This is a genomic window from Bradyrhizobium sp. B097 (genome assembly GCF_038957035.1).
In the GTDB taxonomy this organism is placed as follows: Bacteria; Pseudomonadota; Alphaproteobacteria; order Rhizobiales; family Xanthobacteraceae; genus Bradyrhizobium.
Map to the genome: position 1 here is coordinate 6,718,827 of NZ_CP152412.1, position 16,013 is coordinate 6,734,839.

The following is a 16,013-nucleotide window of genomic DNA, read 5'->3' on the forward strand; positions in this document are numbered from 1 at the left end:
CATTTTAGCCGGCAGCTCGAAACCACAGAGGTTGCCGGCAGACCAGAATTAGTATTCTAATTCTATTTCCTGGAACTTCGGCGGGCACGCGGCAAACGTCAAGCTCTTTTTGAACGTTTTTTTTGCGCTTTAACGCCGCACAGGATCACGCCGCCTCGAAATTGCTAATATGAAGTTATCCTGCAGAAAAACTGAACTTAAGCCACCATCAAGCCGGTATCGTTGCTCGAAGGCACTTCCGCGCGAGTTGATCGCAGTCCTTCGAAACACACGCGTGTCACCGCGCCGACCAATGACGCGGACGCCCTCGGCGGCGTTGACCGCGATCAGGTCCAGCGAGATGCCATAGGCCAGCATGACTTGCAGCATGGCGATGATCTTGCGGGTGGTGGCGACCGACAATCCGGCTTCGCGGAGGTCGTCGCGGAATTTTGTGACCATGCCGACGGTGAGTTGCGAGAGCTTGCGAAGCCCGAGGCCTTTCTCGAAAGCCTGAAACTGGTGGTGTGGCTTGGTGTGCTTCTGGGCGTGCCAGTCGGCGTTTGGACAGATATAGTTGCGGACATAGCCTTCATAGACCTGAAAGTTACGGCGCGTCATGCGCTCGCCGCGCTCCATGCGGGCGCGGCAATGGTCGAGGAACACTTCGGCCAACTCGGCAACGAGGACCTTGTCCGCTTCGGGCCGGTAGGTCCCGGTGCGAAGCTGGCTTTCGGTTTCGATGCGAAAATCGTTGGCTTCGCCGCGCGTTTCGAACTGCTTACGCTGGCGCACGCCTTGCGTGTCGAAATAATCGACGGTGAAGCCGCTGCGGGCTTCGCCTTTCGATGTTTTCCAGGTGCGTTTGCGAATAGCCGAAACGCTGGTTGAGGGGGCATGCGCTCTGCCGAAGGTGAAACGTGGGAAGACCGAGCAAGAAAATCAGGCGCGACCAGCAGCTCAATCTGAGCCTAACGGAGGCCGAATACATTGACGCGTACTGGAAAGCGCGCCGTGCCGGCATGCGCCTCGTGGATTACGGGCGTTGGCGGCTCTTGGGCGGCAAGGATCAGCCCTCTACCCCGTCGAAGGTTGGACCAACCCTTGACCCATTGCTCTATACCGAGCTCAAGCGGTCGGGGAACAATCTCAACAAGCTCGTTCGCATTTGCCACGCGACGGACGGGGCGCGGGCCGCCGGCCAGCCTAGAGGCGCTCCTCGAGCGGCTCCGCTCGCTTATCCCCCCGCCTTGGGAAGGCCCGGGTTTGGACGCTTTGTCGCAGATGTCTGACGGTTGACAGATTCGTGACGGCGTTGCTGCGCCGCAGCTAGAAGGTGTCCAAATGCTCCTCCCCGATACACCGCTCGGAGGCCTGTACGCCCGGCTATCGGCGTGGATGGCGCTTGACGAATTTGAAAAAGCGCTGGCGTCGTATTTCGACGGCCCACGGTCGGCGGCGGAGATCGCCGATTACCGCGCCAAGCGCGGCGCCTTGAAGAAGCTTCGCGACGAAGTCGTGCCGGTTCTCCACCATATTACGTACATCAAGGCGAAGGGCGAGATCCGGTTCGAGCTCAACAGCGATGTGCCGGATTGCTGGCTGCGAGACAGCCCTGCCGCGGCGCCACAGGGGCTGGAGATCACCGTCGCACAATCCCGCGAGCAGCAACGGCTGGGCCGACTAATGAACGAGACGAAGGGGATGGTCCCGGGGTATTTGGGATTGCCCGATGACGCATCAGAAGCGCTTTATAAGAAACGGCTGGAGCGGGGCCGCGTCATGTATAGCTCGGATGGCGCGCTGGCGACGATCGGCAACGGCATCAAGGCATGCCTCGCCAAGAAAAATCATCCCAAATATGCCGGCCATGATCTCCTGATCGAAGCGCCGCTGCACAGCTTGCCTCGGGAGCGCTGGAGCCGCATCCATGATGAGTTGCGTGCCGCCGTCAGCGCATTGCCGTTCCGCGAAATCCACGTCATCGGCGATCAGGATCGCCAGCCTTTCGGCTTTCGCATCAAGTAACGCAAGCACGCACGAGCTTCGTCATCAGCTGCGCGGCTTTGCCAACTCGTCGAGCATCTTACGGGCAAGTTCGTCGACCGTATTGAAATCGGCCAGCATCTGCGCGTGAAACACGATGGGCTTGGCTTTCTCCTCGAATGAATGTTGCACCCACGGGCGGAAGCGCCCGAGTTTCATTTGCTCGCCGGCGAGGCGGTCGTATTCGGCAAAATCATGCTTCTTCGCGGCCTCGGTCATCTTGGCCTCGAATTCCCGATAGGCCGCATGGTCTTTTTCTTCGATGACGTAAGGCGGGATGTAGAGGGGAATCCGGTGGGCGAGCGCGTGGCGAAGGTCGGCGAGATGCTCGAACCACTTATCGAGCGTGGCGAGGTAATCCTGAAATTCCTGCGACAGCGTAGCGCGAACGCTGGTGTTCTTCGGGCCGAGCCCGATATGACCGTCCGGGATCGGCGTGCCGTCCTGACGTTTTTGCCCGGCCTGGTGCATCCAGACCCATGCTAAATTGTCGACCGCGCCAAACACGTTGAACACGAAACTCTGCACGTTGATCGTTGCGTCGGATAATTCGTCCCGCGACGGCAATTCGGCCCGTTCGGGTGGGATTTTGTCAAACACGTTGATAATGCAGCGGGCGAGGACTTTGAGGCGGCGCGGCACGCCTTGCCGTGCAAATTCCATCGCCCGGGGGTTCGACAAGGTAAGCGTGATGTACTTCTCCAGAAGATGGCCAAGCTTGCCGTTGAGCGCGGCGTAGTCGTCGGCCAGCATCTTCAGGGCGTTTTCGGAGTAATACATGGGGGTGCCTCGGCGGGGTCCATTTCTATGTCGGCGACAATACCTCGCGATGCAAGTCGGGGTTGTAAAAAAGAACCGAAGCCGCCCGGGTTGGGCGGCTTCGGCTTTTTCTGCTATTCGGCGGCGACCGCCAAAGGTGGCAGCCGCAGCACGGGAGGGAGCCAGCCCGAGCCCTTGAGGCGCATGGCAGCGGCTTCGGCCATGGCGGGTTTCTTTAGCTTGACGAGGTTGGCCGCGCTCGCCGCCGGTTGATGATCTCACCATGCGGTGAGCCCAAGAGCTCGACGTTGGTTAACCTACGGGGACCAATTAAGCTGTTGATCTCGCGAGTGTTTGAGGACCGGCTTCCAGCACAAACGTCAAGCACGCCATCGTGCAATATTGCTCAATGCAGCTACGGCGATAGTCCCTTGCGACTCTACGTGGGGGATACACCCCGACATATAGTTGCTCATCCGATCTTCGCCTAGCGATAATCGCAGTGATGGCGATCATCGGCATGCCGATGATCGGCCAGCAGGTGCTGGTGCTGCGGGTGTTGGTGATGCCGCCGGTGCCGATGATGATGATGATCTTGATGCCGATTGTGCTGCTGGTGCTGCTGCTGGTGATCATGATGATCATCGGCATGATCATCATGGTCATCCCGGCTAGGTCGCCTTGTCCCCGTCTTCAAGGCGAGGGCTTCTTTAGCTCGCGGCATCAGGAATTCCGCAAGCGTTTTCGCCACATCCGTCAGCAGGCCGGGGTCAACCGCAACCTGCTTGGTGAACGCCGCCCACTGATCCTTCTTGCCGGCGTCCTCGGTAAAGGCCGGGGTGAACGCATCCGGCAGCGCGGTCGGAATCTCGGTCTTGCGGCGCGCGAAGGTCGCCTTGATGGCGCGTGCTAGAGTATCGCCCTCGAACTTGTAGGAGCGGATCAGGACCCAGACGTCGTAGAAGTCCTTCAGGCGTGTGTTGGCGAGGCCGAGCGCAACCATCGCCTGGAATTTCTCGGCGATGACGGTCTCGCGCGGATAGGAGCGCAGCTTCGGCGCCGGGAAATCCAGCAGCACCGGAAGGTCCGTTTCCTGCACGCCGGGCTCGATGGCGTCGCCGAACGCGATATCGATCACGACGCGGACGCGGGCGTTATCGACGGTGGCATTGCCTTTGATCCGGACGCCGCCATATTCGTTTTCATCGCGGATGCGGTCGACGGTGAAGCTGGCCGGGTCGAAGATGACGCCGTCGGCGGCATCGACGGCGGCGATCTCCTTGAATATCACCAACAGCGCGTCGGGGTCGGGATCGCCCGAGCCGAGAAGGTCGAGGTCGCGCGTCGGCCGGAATTGGTTGTCGACTCAGGTCGCGAGCAGCATCGCGCCTTTGAGCACGAAGCGGTTGCGGTAATCCGTCGAGCCGAGGCGATAGAGCAGCCGTTCCAGCACGTAGCGGGTGAGGAGAAGCTCGAAGGGCTGGTTGCGCTCCTTGGAGAGCGTGAGCAATCGCGCGCGAACCGAGGCCGCAACATTCTTGGGTGGGTTAGCCATTGGCGGTCATCGCGTCCATATAAGGTTGCATGGCTTTCCAGACCCCGGCCTTGCGCGCAAAATCCGCGATCTCAGACGGCTTGGCCTTGCGGGTTCGCAGGGCCTCACGCAGACCTTCGAGCGCGAGGTTGAGGCCGGTGCTGTGACGATAGCGTGTCCCGGCGCTCCGCCGGTAGCGAAAAAGATCGACGACAGTCTTGGCGGGGCTGAAGATCTTCACCGGGCAACCTTCGATGGTGTGGGTCTCGACGCCCTCCTGAAGCCGCTCCGGGCTGAAGTGCACGAACTGCATGGGCGGGTTGGTTGAAAGCGGTTGCCGGTCTTTGGGGCCGATGGCGAGCCAGACCATGGAGGGTATGGTGTCGGTCAGGTCATGAAAAGCGAGCGCCGAGGTCAGCGCGACAACCCCCTTGGGCACGCGCTTGGCAGCTTCGGCAAGGGAGTGGTGGGTGTCGATGGGAGCGTCGGGCAGTTGGTAGAGGCCGCGCCCGAGTTGGACGACGAGGCCTTTTTTCTTCATGCGCGCGATGGTCGCGGGCGTGACGCCCGCCGTGGCGAGCTCAGAAGGGCGCGCGATGCCGCGCTCCTTGAGGAGTTCGATGGCACGGTCTTGTTGGGTCGAGGCTGGCTTCGCCATGGCTCATGATCCGATTTGTCGGATATAAATGACTTATATCCAGCATTTCATATCATATGGAACTGCCGCTAACAACACGTCAATTTCAAAACAACCCATTGATAAACATAGGTATCTTACGGAATAAAATCGGAACCCTTACGACCAAGCGGACGGGTGCCGATGGGCGGCGTTGGCCCGGCTATATCAGCCGCGATCGCGTCCATGGCCGCGGCATGGCTATCTGACCGGAACAGGTGCCCGTAGCGATCCGTAGTGACTTGCAGGCTGGAATGGCCCGCGAAGGTCTGCACCGCCTTGGGCGGAAGCCCGGCTTCGATCCAGCACGAAATCGCAAAATGCCGGAGCGCGTGCCAGTTGAAGGTCTCGAACGGCTCGTTGCGTCGCTGCTCCTGCCAGAGCTTGGCAAGCCGGACGAAGAGCGGCTGGAAGTAACGCTTCACGAGATTTTCGTGGTTCTTGTAGGTGCCTTCGCGGTTCGGAAAGATGAGATCGTCCTTGCCCGGAAAACGCGTCTTGCCGCGCCCCTCGCGCAGCAGGACCAACATCCCCTCCCCGAGCGGAATGGTTCGCAAGCCCGCAACCGTCTTGGGCACGTCCTCGACACCATAGGGATCGACGCGGCTTTCGATGTTGAGCTCGCACCGTTCGAAATCAACATGCCTCCAGCGAAGGGCGTGAAGTTCTCCCGCGCGAACGCCGGTTGCGGCGGCAAACATCAATTCGACCCGGAACGCGCCTTCGGCGAGCGCAATGAGCTGCCGCGTGATGTCCTTGCTCGGCGGCGTGATCCGCTTGTTACCGTCTGCGAGCAACTCCGATATTGGCGAGACTTAGATGACCGAATTCGATCAACTTGCTCGCGGTATGTTTAAGCGCGCTACATCCGACGACAGTCAGGAATATGGCAACTTCTTTCTTTCAAGACTGCTCGGATTCGAGTTCGAGTTTGGGAGTGGTTTATGCTCTGTTTGCTTTGAGGCCTCACGTCTGCTTCAGAACCCCCAAGGATCACTGCATGGCGGTATCCTGGCGCTAGCCATGGATATGTCTATGGGACACCGTATCCATCACGTCGCCGGTGTTGCAGCGACAGTTGAGCTGAAAGTCCAATATTTCGCGCCGATAACGAGCGGCATCGTCCGTTGTGAAGCTTCATTCCTTTCGCGGGGCCGAAAGATCTCACTTCTGGAGTCGCGCGCCTTGCGCGCCGATCGCGTGCTTGTTGCCCACGCTACTGCTACTTGGAAACAACGCACCCAGATCGACGTTTTCGCGCCCCATCCTAAGTTCTAGGTGGGCGCGTTGCGCTACGTCCTAACCTGCAGCTTTTTCTCGCAGCTCAGGTTGTTGAGGATAGCGAAGTGCGCGACAATCCTCTGGAAGATTTGGGTAAGCGTCGGAGCGAGGGCAGACGCATGTCAATTCGAGATCTGAAGACATTTCTCGCCGTCGTCGAGCACGGATCTTTCGCTGGTGCGGCGACGGCCGTTCGCCGATCGCAATCCGCGATCACTGCCCAGATGAGGGCACTTGAGGAGGAAGTTGGATTTCCACTTTTCGACCGCTCGAAGCGACCGCCTTTGCTTAATGATGCGGGTCGCGCGTTCGCCTCCAAAGCCGCTCAAGCGGTACAAGGTTACGACAGCCTGTTTGAGGATCCCGCCTGATGTGATCGTCGAAGGACAACTGCGACTGGGCGGGGTGCCAGGCGTGATCACTGGGATCATGCCCCGAGCATTGCGCGCCTTGAGAACGAAATTTCCAAGCCTTCACATAAAGCTCATCACGGGGCTTTCCTCTGATCTTGTCGAATGCGTCCGGCGTGGGCTCGTAGATGCTGCTATTGTAAGCGACCTTCGACGTACCGGCGCCGATTTGCGCTGGTCGCCGTTCATGCAAGAACCATTGTTGCTGATTGCTCCCGTAGACGCCGGCAACTGCCCAGCAGAAGAGCTGGTCACAAAGTATCCGTTTACCAGGTACAATCGGGATACCTGGGTGGGCCAACTCATCGAAAGATACCTGAAGCAGAAGCGGCTAAGAGTGAAGGAGGTAATGATTCTCGACACACTTGAGGCGATTACTCGGGGTCTCGATCGTACCTCTTCGAAGCTTTGGTGATCCATTTGCTCTGCCAGTGAAGTGCATGAGCTTCTCAGGCGCACCCGTGTATCGGGCCCTTGGCCTCACACAAAAAGCGAGCGGCAGCAAATCGACGCTCACGCAGGCTCTACTGACTGAACTCAAGATGCTGGCGAGCTCGACATCGCCCATGTCTTCAACATCCCACCACTCGCCAAAGCCAGGCTCCCGACTTAGAACGCGCTGAGTTGCCTGCGTTCACCGGGCGGCCTACCGGCCTTTCCAATTGGGCTTTCGCTTTTCTGTAAATGCCTGCGGACCTTCGACTGCATCCGCGGAAACGAGCATCGCCCTCATGGCGGGGTACTCCCATTCCTCTGAACTTCCTTCGGAAATGGATCGTGACAATCCCCGGAGGACCGCTTCCTTCGTAGCTCGGACCGACATCGGACTACAGGCGAGGATTTCATCGGCCCAACGCCTGGCGGCATCCAGCACGTCGCCGCACACCACTTCATTGACGAGACCAAGCGAGAGGGCTTCTTGGGCGCTGACTCGCCGCCCGGTCAGCATCATGCCCATTGCTCGTTTCAAGCCGATCTCGTGCGGCAAGCGCTGAATTCCGCCAGCGAGCGCCGCAAGGCCCACGCGCGGTTCCGGTAGAGCAAACACGGCGTTGTCGGCCGCCACGACGATGTCGCATGCAAGCGCGATCTCGAATCCACCGCCCATCGCCACCCCGTTGACCGCCGCGATGACCGGTTTCGCAAGATCGAAGCGCTTCGTTATGCCGCCGAAGCCCTTTGGCGGCGTTGCAAGTCCACCGCCAGCAGCCTGCTGCTTCAGATCGTGCCCTGCGCAGAATGCTTTCTGTCCGGCTCCCGTGATGATCGCGACCCACTGTTCGTCGTCTGCGGCAAAGTTGTCGAACACCACTTCAAGCTCGGAATGGCAAGCCGCATTCAAAGCGTTGTGTGCCTCAGGCCTGTTAATCGTGATGATCGTGCAGTGTCCTTCGCGGGAAATCTTGACATATTCGCAAGTCATGGCCGCTCGGCCTTTCGAGGTGGAGTACGCGGGTTGCAGACCGGCGAAGACTATCCGCAGATCCTTCCGGATCTCGGGATCCCGAGACCACGATGTGCGCGGAGTCCTCGCGCCCTTCGCATTAAAGTCCGATGAAGGTGGTAAACTCCGATAGATCGGCGCGGTCTGCACGCAGACTGTTGATCGGATGCTGGGGATCCGTGTAGCCCAGTGCCATGCCGCAAAACAGCATGAGATGGGACGGCAGCCCGATGAAGTCGGAAACGGTCTTGTGCCAGAGCGCCCAGGCCTCCTGCGGGCAGGTACTCAATCCCCTCTCCACGGCAAGCAGCATGATAGACTGCATGTACATGCCGAGATCGGCCCATTGCCCAGGTTCCATCTGCCGATCGATGGCGAAGAACAGGCCAACGGGCGCGCCGAAGAAGGTGAAGTTCTTTGCGAGCTGATTTAGGCGTGCAGCTTTGTCTTCGCGCGGAATTCCAATTGTGCGGTAGAGATCTTCGCCGTTCTTGACTCGTCGGGTTCTATACGGCTCTTTTAGTTCCGGCGGATAGATGTTGTATTCCGATTGCTCGCCCATCGGACTCGTCTTGACCCGCTCCGCCATCAATGCCTTGAAGCGTGCGAGCTCTTCACCGCCTATCACCCAAACGTGCCACGGCTGTAAATTGCCGCCAGAAGGTGCGCGACTGGCAGCAAGCAGGATCTCTCTAACGACGTCTCCGGGGACGGGCTTGTCCGAAAATGCCCGCACGGAGGTCCGCGAATGCAGTGCGTCCGATACTTTCATAAGATCTTCTCCGAGGATCTGTCGGGGAGTTCAGCCGACCCGAACGACCATCTTTCCCAAAGCCGAGCGCGTGGTCATCGCTTTGAACGCTTCATGGAACTCCTCGAATGCGAAGACCTTGCCGACAACAGGAACAAGCGTCTTCTCGCTCAACCAGGCGAACAGCTGGGTTATGACTTGATCTCGCACGTCCGGTTCACGGCGACCAATCTGCGCCAGATCGACGCCGAGCAGCGCGCCTCCCTTCAGAAGCGGCAGGTTGAACCGCAGCGCCGGAATCGTCCCCGACGCAAAGCCGATCACCAGGTGTCGCCCATTCCAGGCGATCGATCGGAATGCCTGAAGGCTAAGATCTCCTCCAACGGGGTCGTAGATCACATCCGCCCCGTGACCGCCGGTGAGCTCTTTCAGTTCGTCGCGCCATCCATCCCGCGTGTAATCTAGGCCGGCATCGGCGCCAAATTTCATCGCGAACTGCCGCTTCTCCTCGGTCGAAGCCGCTGCAATGACCCGGGCACCCAGCAGCTTCCCGATCTGAACGGCAGCTATTCCAACACCGCCGGCGGCACCCAGAACCAGCAATGTCTCGCCGCTCTGCAGCTTTCCGCGAGAGCTGAGCGCGTACAATGCGGTATGATAGTTGGCAAAAAACGAGGCGCCGACTTCGGGATCTATGCCCTTTGGTGTAACGACCAGGTCCGCGGCCGCCGCGCAGATATATTCCGCGAGGCCACCATTTCTGACCAGGCCGATGACCGGCGTGCCAGATGCGAAGCCCTTAACATCTGCGGCCGCGTCCTCGACGACGCCGGCAAACTCAGAACCGGGAATGAAGGGCAAGGGGTCCTTGGTCTGGTACAAACCCTGGACCTTCAGACCGTCAACAAATCCGACCGCCGCTGCTTGGACCCGAACGCGCACCATTCCCGGTGACAATTCCGGCTTGGCCACCTCCCTGATGGTGATATTCTCGATGCGATCGTAGCTCTCGACCAAAACTGCTTTCATGACACCCTCTTGAGTGAGCCGGCCTATCCCGGGCCGCCATCCAGGTCCTTCGATAGAGGTTCTGACATTCCTAAGGCTCAAAGCGCCCTGGAGATGACTTCCTTCATCATTTCGCTGGTTCCACCGTAAATGCGCTGCACGCGAGCGTCAGCATACATGCGGGCAATGAGATACTCGTTCATGAATCCGTATCCGCCATGCAGCTGAAGGCACTCGTCGATCACCTTACCCTGCTGTTCTGACGCCCAGAGTTTAGCCATCGACGCTGTCGCCGCATCGAGCGTCCCGGAAACCAGGGCTTCGACGCACTCGTCGACGAAGCTGCGCGTAACCTTTGTGATCGTCGCCAACTCGGCGAGCCGATATTTCGTGTTCTGAAACTCAGAGATCGACTTTCCGAACGCCTTTCGTTCGCGCACAAAGGCAAGCGTGGATTCGAGCGCTCCCTCCATTGCTGCCACCGCCATCACGCCGATAATGGTGCGCTCATAAGGCAGGTCGGACATCAGCTGATAGAAGCCACGACCTTCCACTCCACCGAGGAGATTAGACGCTGGGACCACGACGTCGTCGAAGAACAGTTCGGATGTGTCTTGCGCCTTCAGTCCCAGCTTATCGAGCACGCGGCCTACCCTAAAGCCGGGTGCTTTTGCCGTCTCGACCAAAATAACGGACATCCCACTTGCCCGCTCGGCCGGGTCGGTCTTCGCAACGACGAGCACCAATCCTGCTAGGAGCCCGTTGGATATGAACGTCTTGGAGCCATTGATGACATAGGTGTCGCCGCGCTTCTCAGCACGGGTTCGAATGGATTGTAGATCGGAGCCCGCTCCAGGTTCGGTCATCGCTATGGCGCCCACGAGCTCGCCACTTGCCAGACGCGGCAAAAACTCACGCTTCTGTTCCTCGGTGCCGTGGTTCAGCAAATAGTGCGCCACGATCGTGTGAACGGACGGATTCATTCCCGTCAAGCCGCGGCGAGCCATCGCATCATAGAGGATCGCTTCGTGCCGAAAATCGCCGCCGCCCCCGCCATATTCAGTCGGAATGTCCGAACACAGAATCCCAAGCGCTCCGGCCTTCCGCCAAAGCTCGTGCCCGACATTGCCCCGTTCGCGCGCCTCTTCGTCCCGAGGCAGCATCTCTTTGTCGATGAAGCGGGACACCGTGTCGCGATACATCTCGAGGTCAGAATCGAGCCAAGAGGGTCGATAGTTGATCATGCGCGCTACTCGTTGATTCTACGAAGGCAACAATTTGGCTCGCTGTGTTACACACACGGCGAACGCTACAACGTACAAGTTGGTGTCGGTCGGGCGGCCTTCTTCTTGCCCGACGCTATCGACTGTGGCCGGCTCCGCATGCCTTCAACACAGTCTGACGTACAGACGTCGTGTCGAAGACATGCGTAATTGCCTGCGAGCCGCTTAGTCGGCCATGTCCCCGTCGATCACGTCTCCAAACAGTTCCCACTTCTCGCCGCTAAAGCGCATCAGCTGAAGCTGGGTAATGGGTGCGAAGTCGGTCGGCGAGGTGTTAACGTAGATCCCAGGCAACAGCGCCTCGGTCCGCCACTGCTTAAGGTTAGCTGCCTGCTTCATGACGTTCTCCCGTGTGAGATCGTCGCCGCATTGCTTCAAGGTCTGCGCCAGTGTTTCCGCGAGGGCGTAGCCGGTAATCAGCAAGATGTCCCGCTTGTTGCCTTCAGGGTAGTACTTGCTCAGGAAGCTCTGAAACTCCTTCATCCCCGGATCACTGTCCCACTGCGGATCCGCGGGGTCCTTCAGATAAGTGGCCGAAATGATGCCTTGGGCGTTCTCAAAACCGGCAGGTTTGATCACGCTGCCAATAGAGGAAGAGACGTTGCTCAGAACATGCAGCGGCTTCCAATCGACTTCAGCAATCTTCTTGATCGCTTGAGCCGCAAATTTCGGGGAGCTGATGTTGACCAACGTATCCGCACCAGAGGCTTTGAGCTTCACGATGTGACTGTCGATTGTCGGTTCGGTCGTCTCGTAACTTTCCTCGGCGACAATCTTCATGCCGAGCCTGTCCTTGAGGCCCTTCAGATAATCCTTGCCCAGATCGTCATTCTGAAAAAATACGGCGACCTTGGCGTTTGGCTTCTCCTTGAGAATATACTTCGCATAGGCGTGTGCCTCGCTCTGGTAGGACGGCTGCCATCCCGTGGTCCAGGGGAAGTTCTTGGGATCGTTGAACTTGGTGGCGCCGGCCGCTACGAAGAGCTGCGGGACCTTCTTGCTATTCAGGTATTTCTGGATGGCAGTGTTGTTCGCGGTACCGAGAGGATCGAAGATCAGCAGCACTTCGTCGCTCTCGACCAGCTTGCGGGTCTGCTCGACAGCCTTGGGCGGGGAGTACGCATCATCATAGCTGATGAAGTTGACCTTGCGGCCGTTGATGCCACCCTTGTCGTTGATCATCTTGAAGTATGCAGCTTGCACCCGTCCGATGACACCATAGGCTGATCCAGGCCCGCTATACGGCATGAGGTTGCCGACTTTGATCTCGCTGTCAGAAGCCCCTGTGTCGTATTTTTTTTGCGCGAGTGCGGCTCCTGATGCAAGCGTCATCGCTGCTGTCGCCAAGGCGGCAGTGCGTATAATTCTCGAAAACATGTGACGTCTCCTTGTCGGTTTCACTTCTGATTTGCTTTGGCGATCCGGCTTTGGACCAGGATCGCGACCTGCCTGGCGCCATGTGGCACAAGATAGATGACGAAGAACAGCAGCACGCCGAACACGGCGCCGGAGAGGCCCTTGGAGATGCCCTCCGCGATGTTTGGCACGAAGATGATAAAGGCGGCGCCGACAATCGAGCCGGGCAGCCAGCCGACGCCGCCGACGACCATGCCGAGGAACAGCTGGATCGCGAGCGTGATGGTGAAGCTGTCGGGTGCGACGAACTGAACCGCGATGGCGCTGAGGCCGCCAGCGACGCCGGTGATCCCGGCGGAGACGCCGAAGGCGAGCGTCTTGTAGAGCGCGACGTTGATGCCCATGGCGGAGGCCGCGATCTCGTTGTCGCGGATCGCCATGAAGGCGCGGCCCGACCGGGAGCGCAGCAGGTTCACCGAGAAGACATAGATCCCCAGCGACACAGCGAGCGTGAAATAATAGAGCCACATGTCCTGCGACATCGGCAGGCCGAACGGCGCGTCGGGCTTGGTGACGACGAGGCCCTGCACGCCGCCGGTCCAGTGCTCGAGGAAATTCAGCTTGAGGAGCTGCGGCATGGCGGTGGCAAGCGCGAAGGTCGCAAGCGCCAGGTAGACACCGGAAAGCCGCAGCGCAGGTTGGCCAAACAGGAAGCCGGCGCCGAAGCAGAGCACGCCCGCGACCGGAAGGCAGACGAAGTACGGGACGTTGAGCCGCTCCATCATGACCGCGGTGACGTAGGCACCGATGGCGTAGAACGCGCTCTGGCCGAGCGAGAACTGGCCTGAGCCGCCGGTCAAGATGTTCAGCGCCAGCACGGCGAGACCAAGATACAAGAGCTGGGTCAGTTGGAAGATGATGAAGTTCTTGGCGAACAACGGCACTGCCAACAGGACTAGCAGTACCACAATGGACGTGATGGAGCTCATGGTCATCGCCCGCTTCGGAACCGGTTCGACCGCTTGGTGGCTCTCCGCAACAACTTCATCGGCAGTGGTCATGATCAAACCCGCTTAACAGTACTTCGGCCAAAGAGGCCCGCGGGCTTAACTCCCAGGACGGCAATGATCAGCGCGAGCGCGATCGGGAGTTTCAGCTCGTTGCCGACGCCGGGGATGTAGGTACCGACGAGGTTCTCGAAGATGCCGACCAGGAAGCCGCCGACCACGGCCCCCAGCGGCGAGCTGAGGCCGCCAAGGACAGCCGACGCAAAACCATAGATCAAGATACCGCCCATCATGTTGGGCTCGAGGAACACGACCGGTGCGACCAACATGCCGGCGATCGAGCCGATCGCCGCTGCCATGCCCCAGCCGAGCGCGATCATCCAGGACGTGTTGATGCCGACAAGGCGGGCCGATTCAGGCACCGAGGCCGCCGCCCGCATGGCGAGGCCGATCCGCGTGTACTGGAAGAAGAAGTAAAGACCAATCAGGAGCAGCAGGGTCACGCCGATCATGCCGGCCTGGTGGGTCGAGATCAGCTGGCTGCCGAGGAAAGGCGCGGAGCCGAACGGGGTCGGGTACTGCTTGATGGTGAAGTCCCAGATCAGCCCGGCCAAGGAATTGATGATCGCGAACAGCGCGATGAAGCCTGCGACGTTGGTCAGCACCGGCGCCTTCGCGAGCGGCTTGAACAGGATGCGCTCGATCGCAATGCCACCGATGAATGAAAATGCCACCGTAATCAGGAAGGCGGCCCAATAGGACACGCCCCACTGCATCAGCTGCCACGAGATGAACGTCGAGAACATCGCCATCTCGCCCTGCGCGAAGTTGAGATGGTCGATCGCCTGGTAGATCATGACCACCGCGAGCGCCATGCAGGCATAGATCGCGCCCGTTGCAATCCCGGCCAGGACTTGGTTGGCGAAAAGCTCCATCGGTCCGGCTCCTCAGTAACCCAAATAGGATCTGCGGATTTCATCGTTGTTCGCGATGTCCTTGGCGTCGCCCGACATCACGATGCGTCCGGTCTCGATCACATAGGCCTGGTCGGCGAGCTCGAGCGCGAGCTGCGCGTTCTGTTCGACCACCAGAATCGACACCTTGTCCTCGCGGTTGATCTTGCCGAGGATGCCGAACAGCTCGCGCACGACCAGTGGCGCAAGGCCAAAGGACGGCTCGTCCAGCAGCATCAGCCGCGGCCGCAGCATCAGCGCGCGGGCGACCGCGAGCATCTGCTGCTCACCGCCCGACAGCGTGCCGGCCTGCTGGGTGTGGCGCTGCTTCAGAACCGGGAAATGCGCATACATGCGCTCGATGTCGGAGACGATGCCGGCATTGTCCTTGCGGGTGACGGCCCCTAACTGGAGGTTTTCCTCAACCGTCATGGTGGTGAAGGTGCCGCGGCCCTGCGGCACATGGGCGATGCCGTAGCGCACGATGTTCTCGGTGGAACGGTTGTTCAGCGGCTTGCCGTCGAACTCGATCCCGCCGGTCGAGCGCACCATGTTGCAGATCGCGCGCAGCGTGGTGGTCTTGCCGGCACCGTTGGCCCCGAGCAGCGTCGTCAGCGAGCCCTCGTTGAGCGAGAAGGACAGGCCGTGGAGGGCCTGGACCTGGCCGTAATAGGCGCGCAGGTCCTTGACGTTGAGCAGCATCGTCATTGGTCCTTGCTCCCGAGATAGGCCTTGATGACGTCGGGATCCGCCTGCACCTGGGCGGGCGTGCCTTCCGCGAGCTTCTTGCCGAAATTCAGCGCGACCACGTGGTCGGCGATCGACATCACGAGGCCCATGTGGTGTTCGACGAGCAGCACGGTCATGTGCCTGCCGTCGCGGATGCGGCGAATGAGATCGCCGAGCACGTAGACTTCCTCGTGATTGAGGCCGCCCGCCGGCTCGTCGAGCAACAGGATTTTTGGATCAGCCGCGAGCGCACGCGCCAGCTCGACGCGCTTTTGCGTGCCGAACGGCAGGCCGGACACGATGGTGTGGGCGACATCCTCGAGATCGAGATAGGCGAGGATCTCGTGGACCTTCTTGTTGACGGCGGTCTCGCTGCGGCGAACCCAGGCCAGCCGGAGCGAGTCGCTGACGATGTCGCTGGAGGTCCTCGCATGGGCGCCGACGCGGACATTGTCCATCACCGACAGGTTGGGGAACAGCGCGACGTTCTGGAAGGTGCGGCCGATGCCGATCTCGGCGATGCGATGCGGCGCGCGCGACAGGATGCTCTTGCCTTCCATGAGGATGTCGCCGGACGACGGCTGGTAGAGGCGGGAGAGGCAATTGAACAGCGTGGTCTTGCCGGCGCCGTTGGGGCCGATCAATCCGAGGACCTGGCCCTTGGGCATGTCGAAAGACACGCCGTTAAGCGCGACAATACCTCCGAAAGCAACGGTTACGTCGCAAACCGAGAGCAAGGCTTCTTGAACACCCACTTGCCTCGCTTGAATCATACCCCTCCCCCAAAGTCGTTCATC

General features: G+C 59.8%; 16 protein-coding genes and 1 pseudogene. 3 read left to right on the forward strand and 14 right to left on the reverse strand.

What is annotated here, in order from left to right; translation table 11 throughout:
• Positions 1 to 129: 129 nt before the first annotated feature.
• Positions 130 to 774: a hypothetical protein gene (locus tag AAFG07_RS31010; RefSeq protein WP_342723542.1), complete on the reverse strand. Its 645-nt coding sequence runs from the start codon at positions 772 to 774 to the stop codon at positions 130 to 132.
• Between the two features lie 549 nt (positions 775 to 1,323).
• Here AAFG07_RS31010 and AAFG07_RS31015 point away from each other — a divergent pair.
• Positions 1,324 to 2,007, forward strand: coding sequence for a hypothetical protein (locus tag AAFG07_RS31015; RefSeq protein WP_342723543.1), 684 nt, complete (start codon positions 1,324 to 1,326; stop codon positions 2,005 to 2,007).
• A gap of 24 nt (positions 2,008 to 2,031) precedes the next feature.
• Here the strand turns inward: AAFG07_RS31015 and AAFG07_RS31020 are convergent, their stop codons facing one another.
• The 4 genes and pseudogenes from AAFG07_RS31020 to AAFG07_RS31035 form a co-directional block, all read right to left on the reverse strand.
• Positions 2,032 to 2,805, reverse strand: a complete 774-nt coding sequence (locus AAFG07_RS31020) for a hypothetical protein (protein WP_342723544.1) — start codon at positions 2,803 to 2,805, stop codon at positions 2,032 to 2,034.
• 691 nt (positions 2,806 to 3,496) lie between these two features.
• A pseudogene (locus AAFG07_RS31025) lies at positions 3,497 to 4,339 on the reverse strand (nucleotidyl transferase AbiEii/AbiGii toxin family protein); the annotation flags it as partial.
• Positions 4,332 to 4,976 carry a type IV toxin-antitoxin system AbiEi family antitoxin domain-containing protein gene (locus AAFG07_RS31030; RefSeq protein ID WP_342723545.1) on the reverse strand — a complete coding sequence of 215 codons (645 nt, stop codon included), beginning with the start codon at positions 4,974 to 4,976 and terminating at the stop codon, positions 4,332 to 4,334. The pseudogene AAFG07_RS31025 and the gene AAFG07_RS31030, both read right to left, overlap by 8 nt.
• Before the next feature lie 116 nt (positions 4,977 to 5,092).
• Complete coding sequence (locus AAFG07_RS31035) at positions 5,093 to 5,695, reverse strand: site-specific integrase (RefSeq protein ID WP_342723546.1); 603 nt, start codon at positions 5,693 to 5,695, stop codon at positions 5,093 to 5,095.
• 118 nt (positions 5,696 to 5,813) lie between these two features.
• Between AAFG07_RS31035 and AAFG07_RS31040 the strand changes: the two genes are divergently transcribed.
• Positions 5,814 to 6,272 carry a PaaI family thioesterase gene (locus AAFG07_RS31040; protein ID WP_342723547.1) on the forward strand — a complete coding sequence of 153 codons (459 nt, stop codon included), beginning with the start codon at positions 5,814 to 5,816 and terminating at the stop codon, positions 6,270 to 6,272.
• A 68-nt stretch (positions 6,273 to 6,340) separates the two neighbouring features.
• Complete coding sequence (locus AAFG07_RS31045) at positions 6,341 to 6,646, forward strand: LysR family transcriptional regulator (RefSeq protein WP_342723548.1); 306 nt, start codon at positions 6,341 to 6,343, stop codon at positions 6,644 to 6,646.
• Between the two features lie 685 nt (positions 6,647 to 7,331).
• Here the strand turns inward: AAFG07_RS31045 and AAFG07_RS31050 are convergent.
• The 9 genes from AAFG07_RS31050 to AAFG07_RS31090 form a co-directional block, all read right to left on the reverse strand.
• Positions 7,332 to 8,108, reverse strand: coding sequence for an enoyl-CoA hydratase-related protein (locus tag AAFG07_RS31050; protein ID WP_342723549.1), 777 nt, complete (start codon positions 8,106 to 8,108; stop codon positions 7,332 to 7,334).
• Between the two features lie 121 nt (positions 8,109 to 8,229).
• Positions 8,230 to 8,901: a nitroreductase gene (locus tag AAFG07_RS31055; protein WP_342723550.1), complete on the reverse strand. Its 672-nt coding sequence runs from the start codon at positions 8,899 to 8,901 to the stop codon at positions 8,230 to 8,232.
• A gap of 30 nt (positions 8,902 to 8,931) precedes the next feature.
• The gene (locus tag AAFG07_RS31060; protein WP_342723551.1) at positions 8,932 to 9,909 is read right to left on the reverse strand and encodes an NADPH:quinone oxidoreductase family protein; all 978 of its coding nucleotides are present in this window, start codon (positions 9,907 to 9,909) and stop codon (positions 8,932 to 8,934) included.
• 77 nt (positions 9,910 to 9,986) lie between these two features.
• Positions 9,987 to 11,132, reverse strand: coding sequence for an acyl-CoA dehydrogenase family protein (locus AAFG07_RS31065; RefSeq protein WP_342723552.1), 1,146 nt, complete (start codon positions 11,130 to 11,132; stop codon positions 9,987 to 9,989).
• 204 nt (positions 11,133 to 11,336) lie between these two features.
• A complete protein-coding gene (locus AAFG07_RS31070; RefSeq protein WP_342723553.1) occupies positions 11,337 to 12,548 on the reverse strand; it encodes an ABC transporter substrate-binding protein in 1,212 nt (403 codons plus the stop codon).
• 20 nt (positions 12,549 to 12,568) lie between these two features.
• Entirely contained in the window at positions 12,569 to 13,588 is a 1,020-nt protein-coding gene (locus tag AAFG07_RS31075; RefSeq protein WP_342723554.1) for a branched-chain amino acid ABC transporter permease, read from the reverse strand.
• 2 nt (positions 13,589 to 13,590) lie between these two features.
• Positions 13,591 to 14,469, reverse strand: coding sequence for a branched-chain amino acid ABC transporter permease (locus AAFG07_RS31080; RefSeq protein ID WP_342723555.1), 879 nt, complete (start codon positions 14,467 to 14,469; stop codon positions 13,591 to 13,593).
• A gap of 12 nt (positions 14,470 to 14,481) precedes the next feature.
• Complete coding sequence (locus tag AAFG07_RS31085) at positions 14,482 to 15,195, reverse strand: ABC transporter ATP-binding protein (protein ID WP_342723556.1); 714 nt, start codon at positions 15,193 to 15,195, stop codon at positions 14,482 to 14,484.
• Entirely contained in the window at positions 15,192 to 15,989 is a 798-nt protein-coding gene (locus tag AAFG07_RS31090) for an ABC transporter ATP-binding protein (RefSeq protein WP_342723557.1), read from the reverse strand. The genes AAFG07_RS31085 and AAFG07_RS31090 overlap by 4 nt, the downstream gene beginning before the upstream one ends.
• Between the last annotated feature and the right edge of the window lie 24 nt (positions 15,990 to 16,013).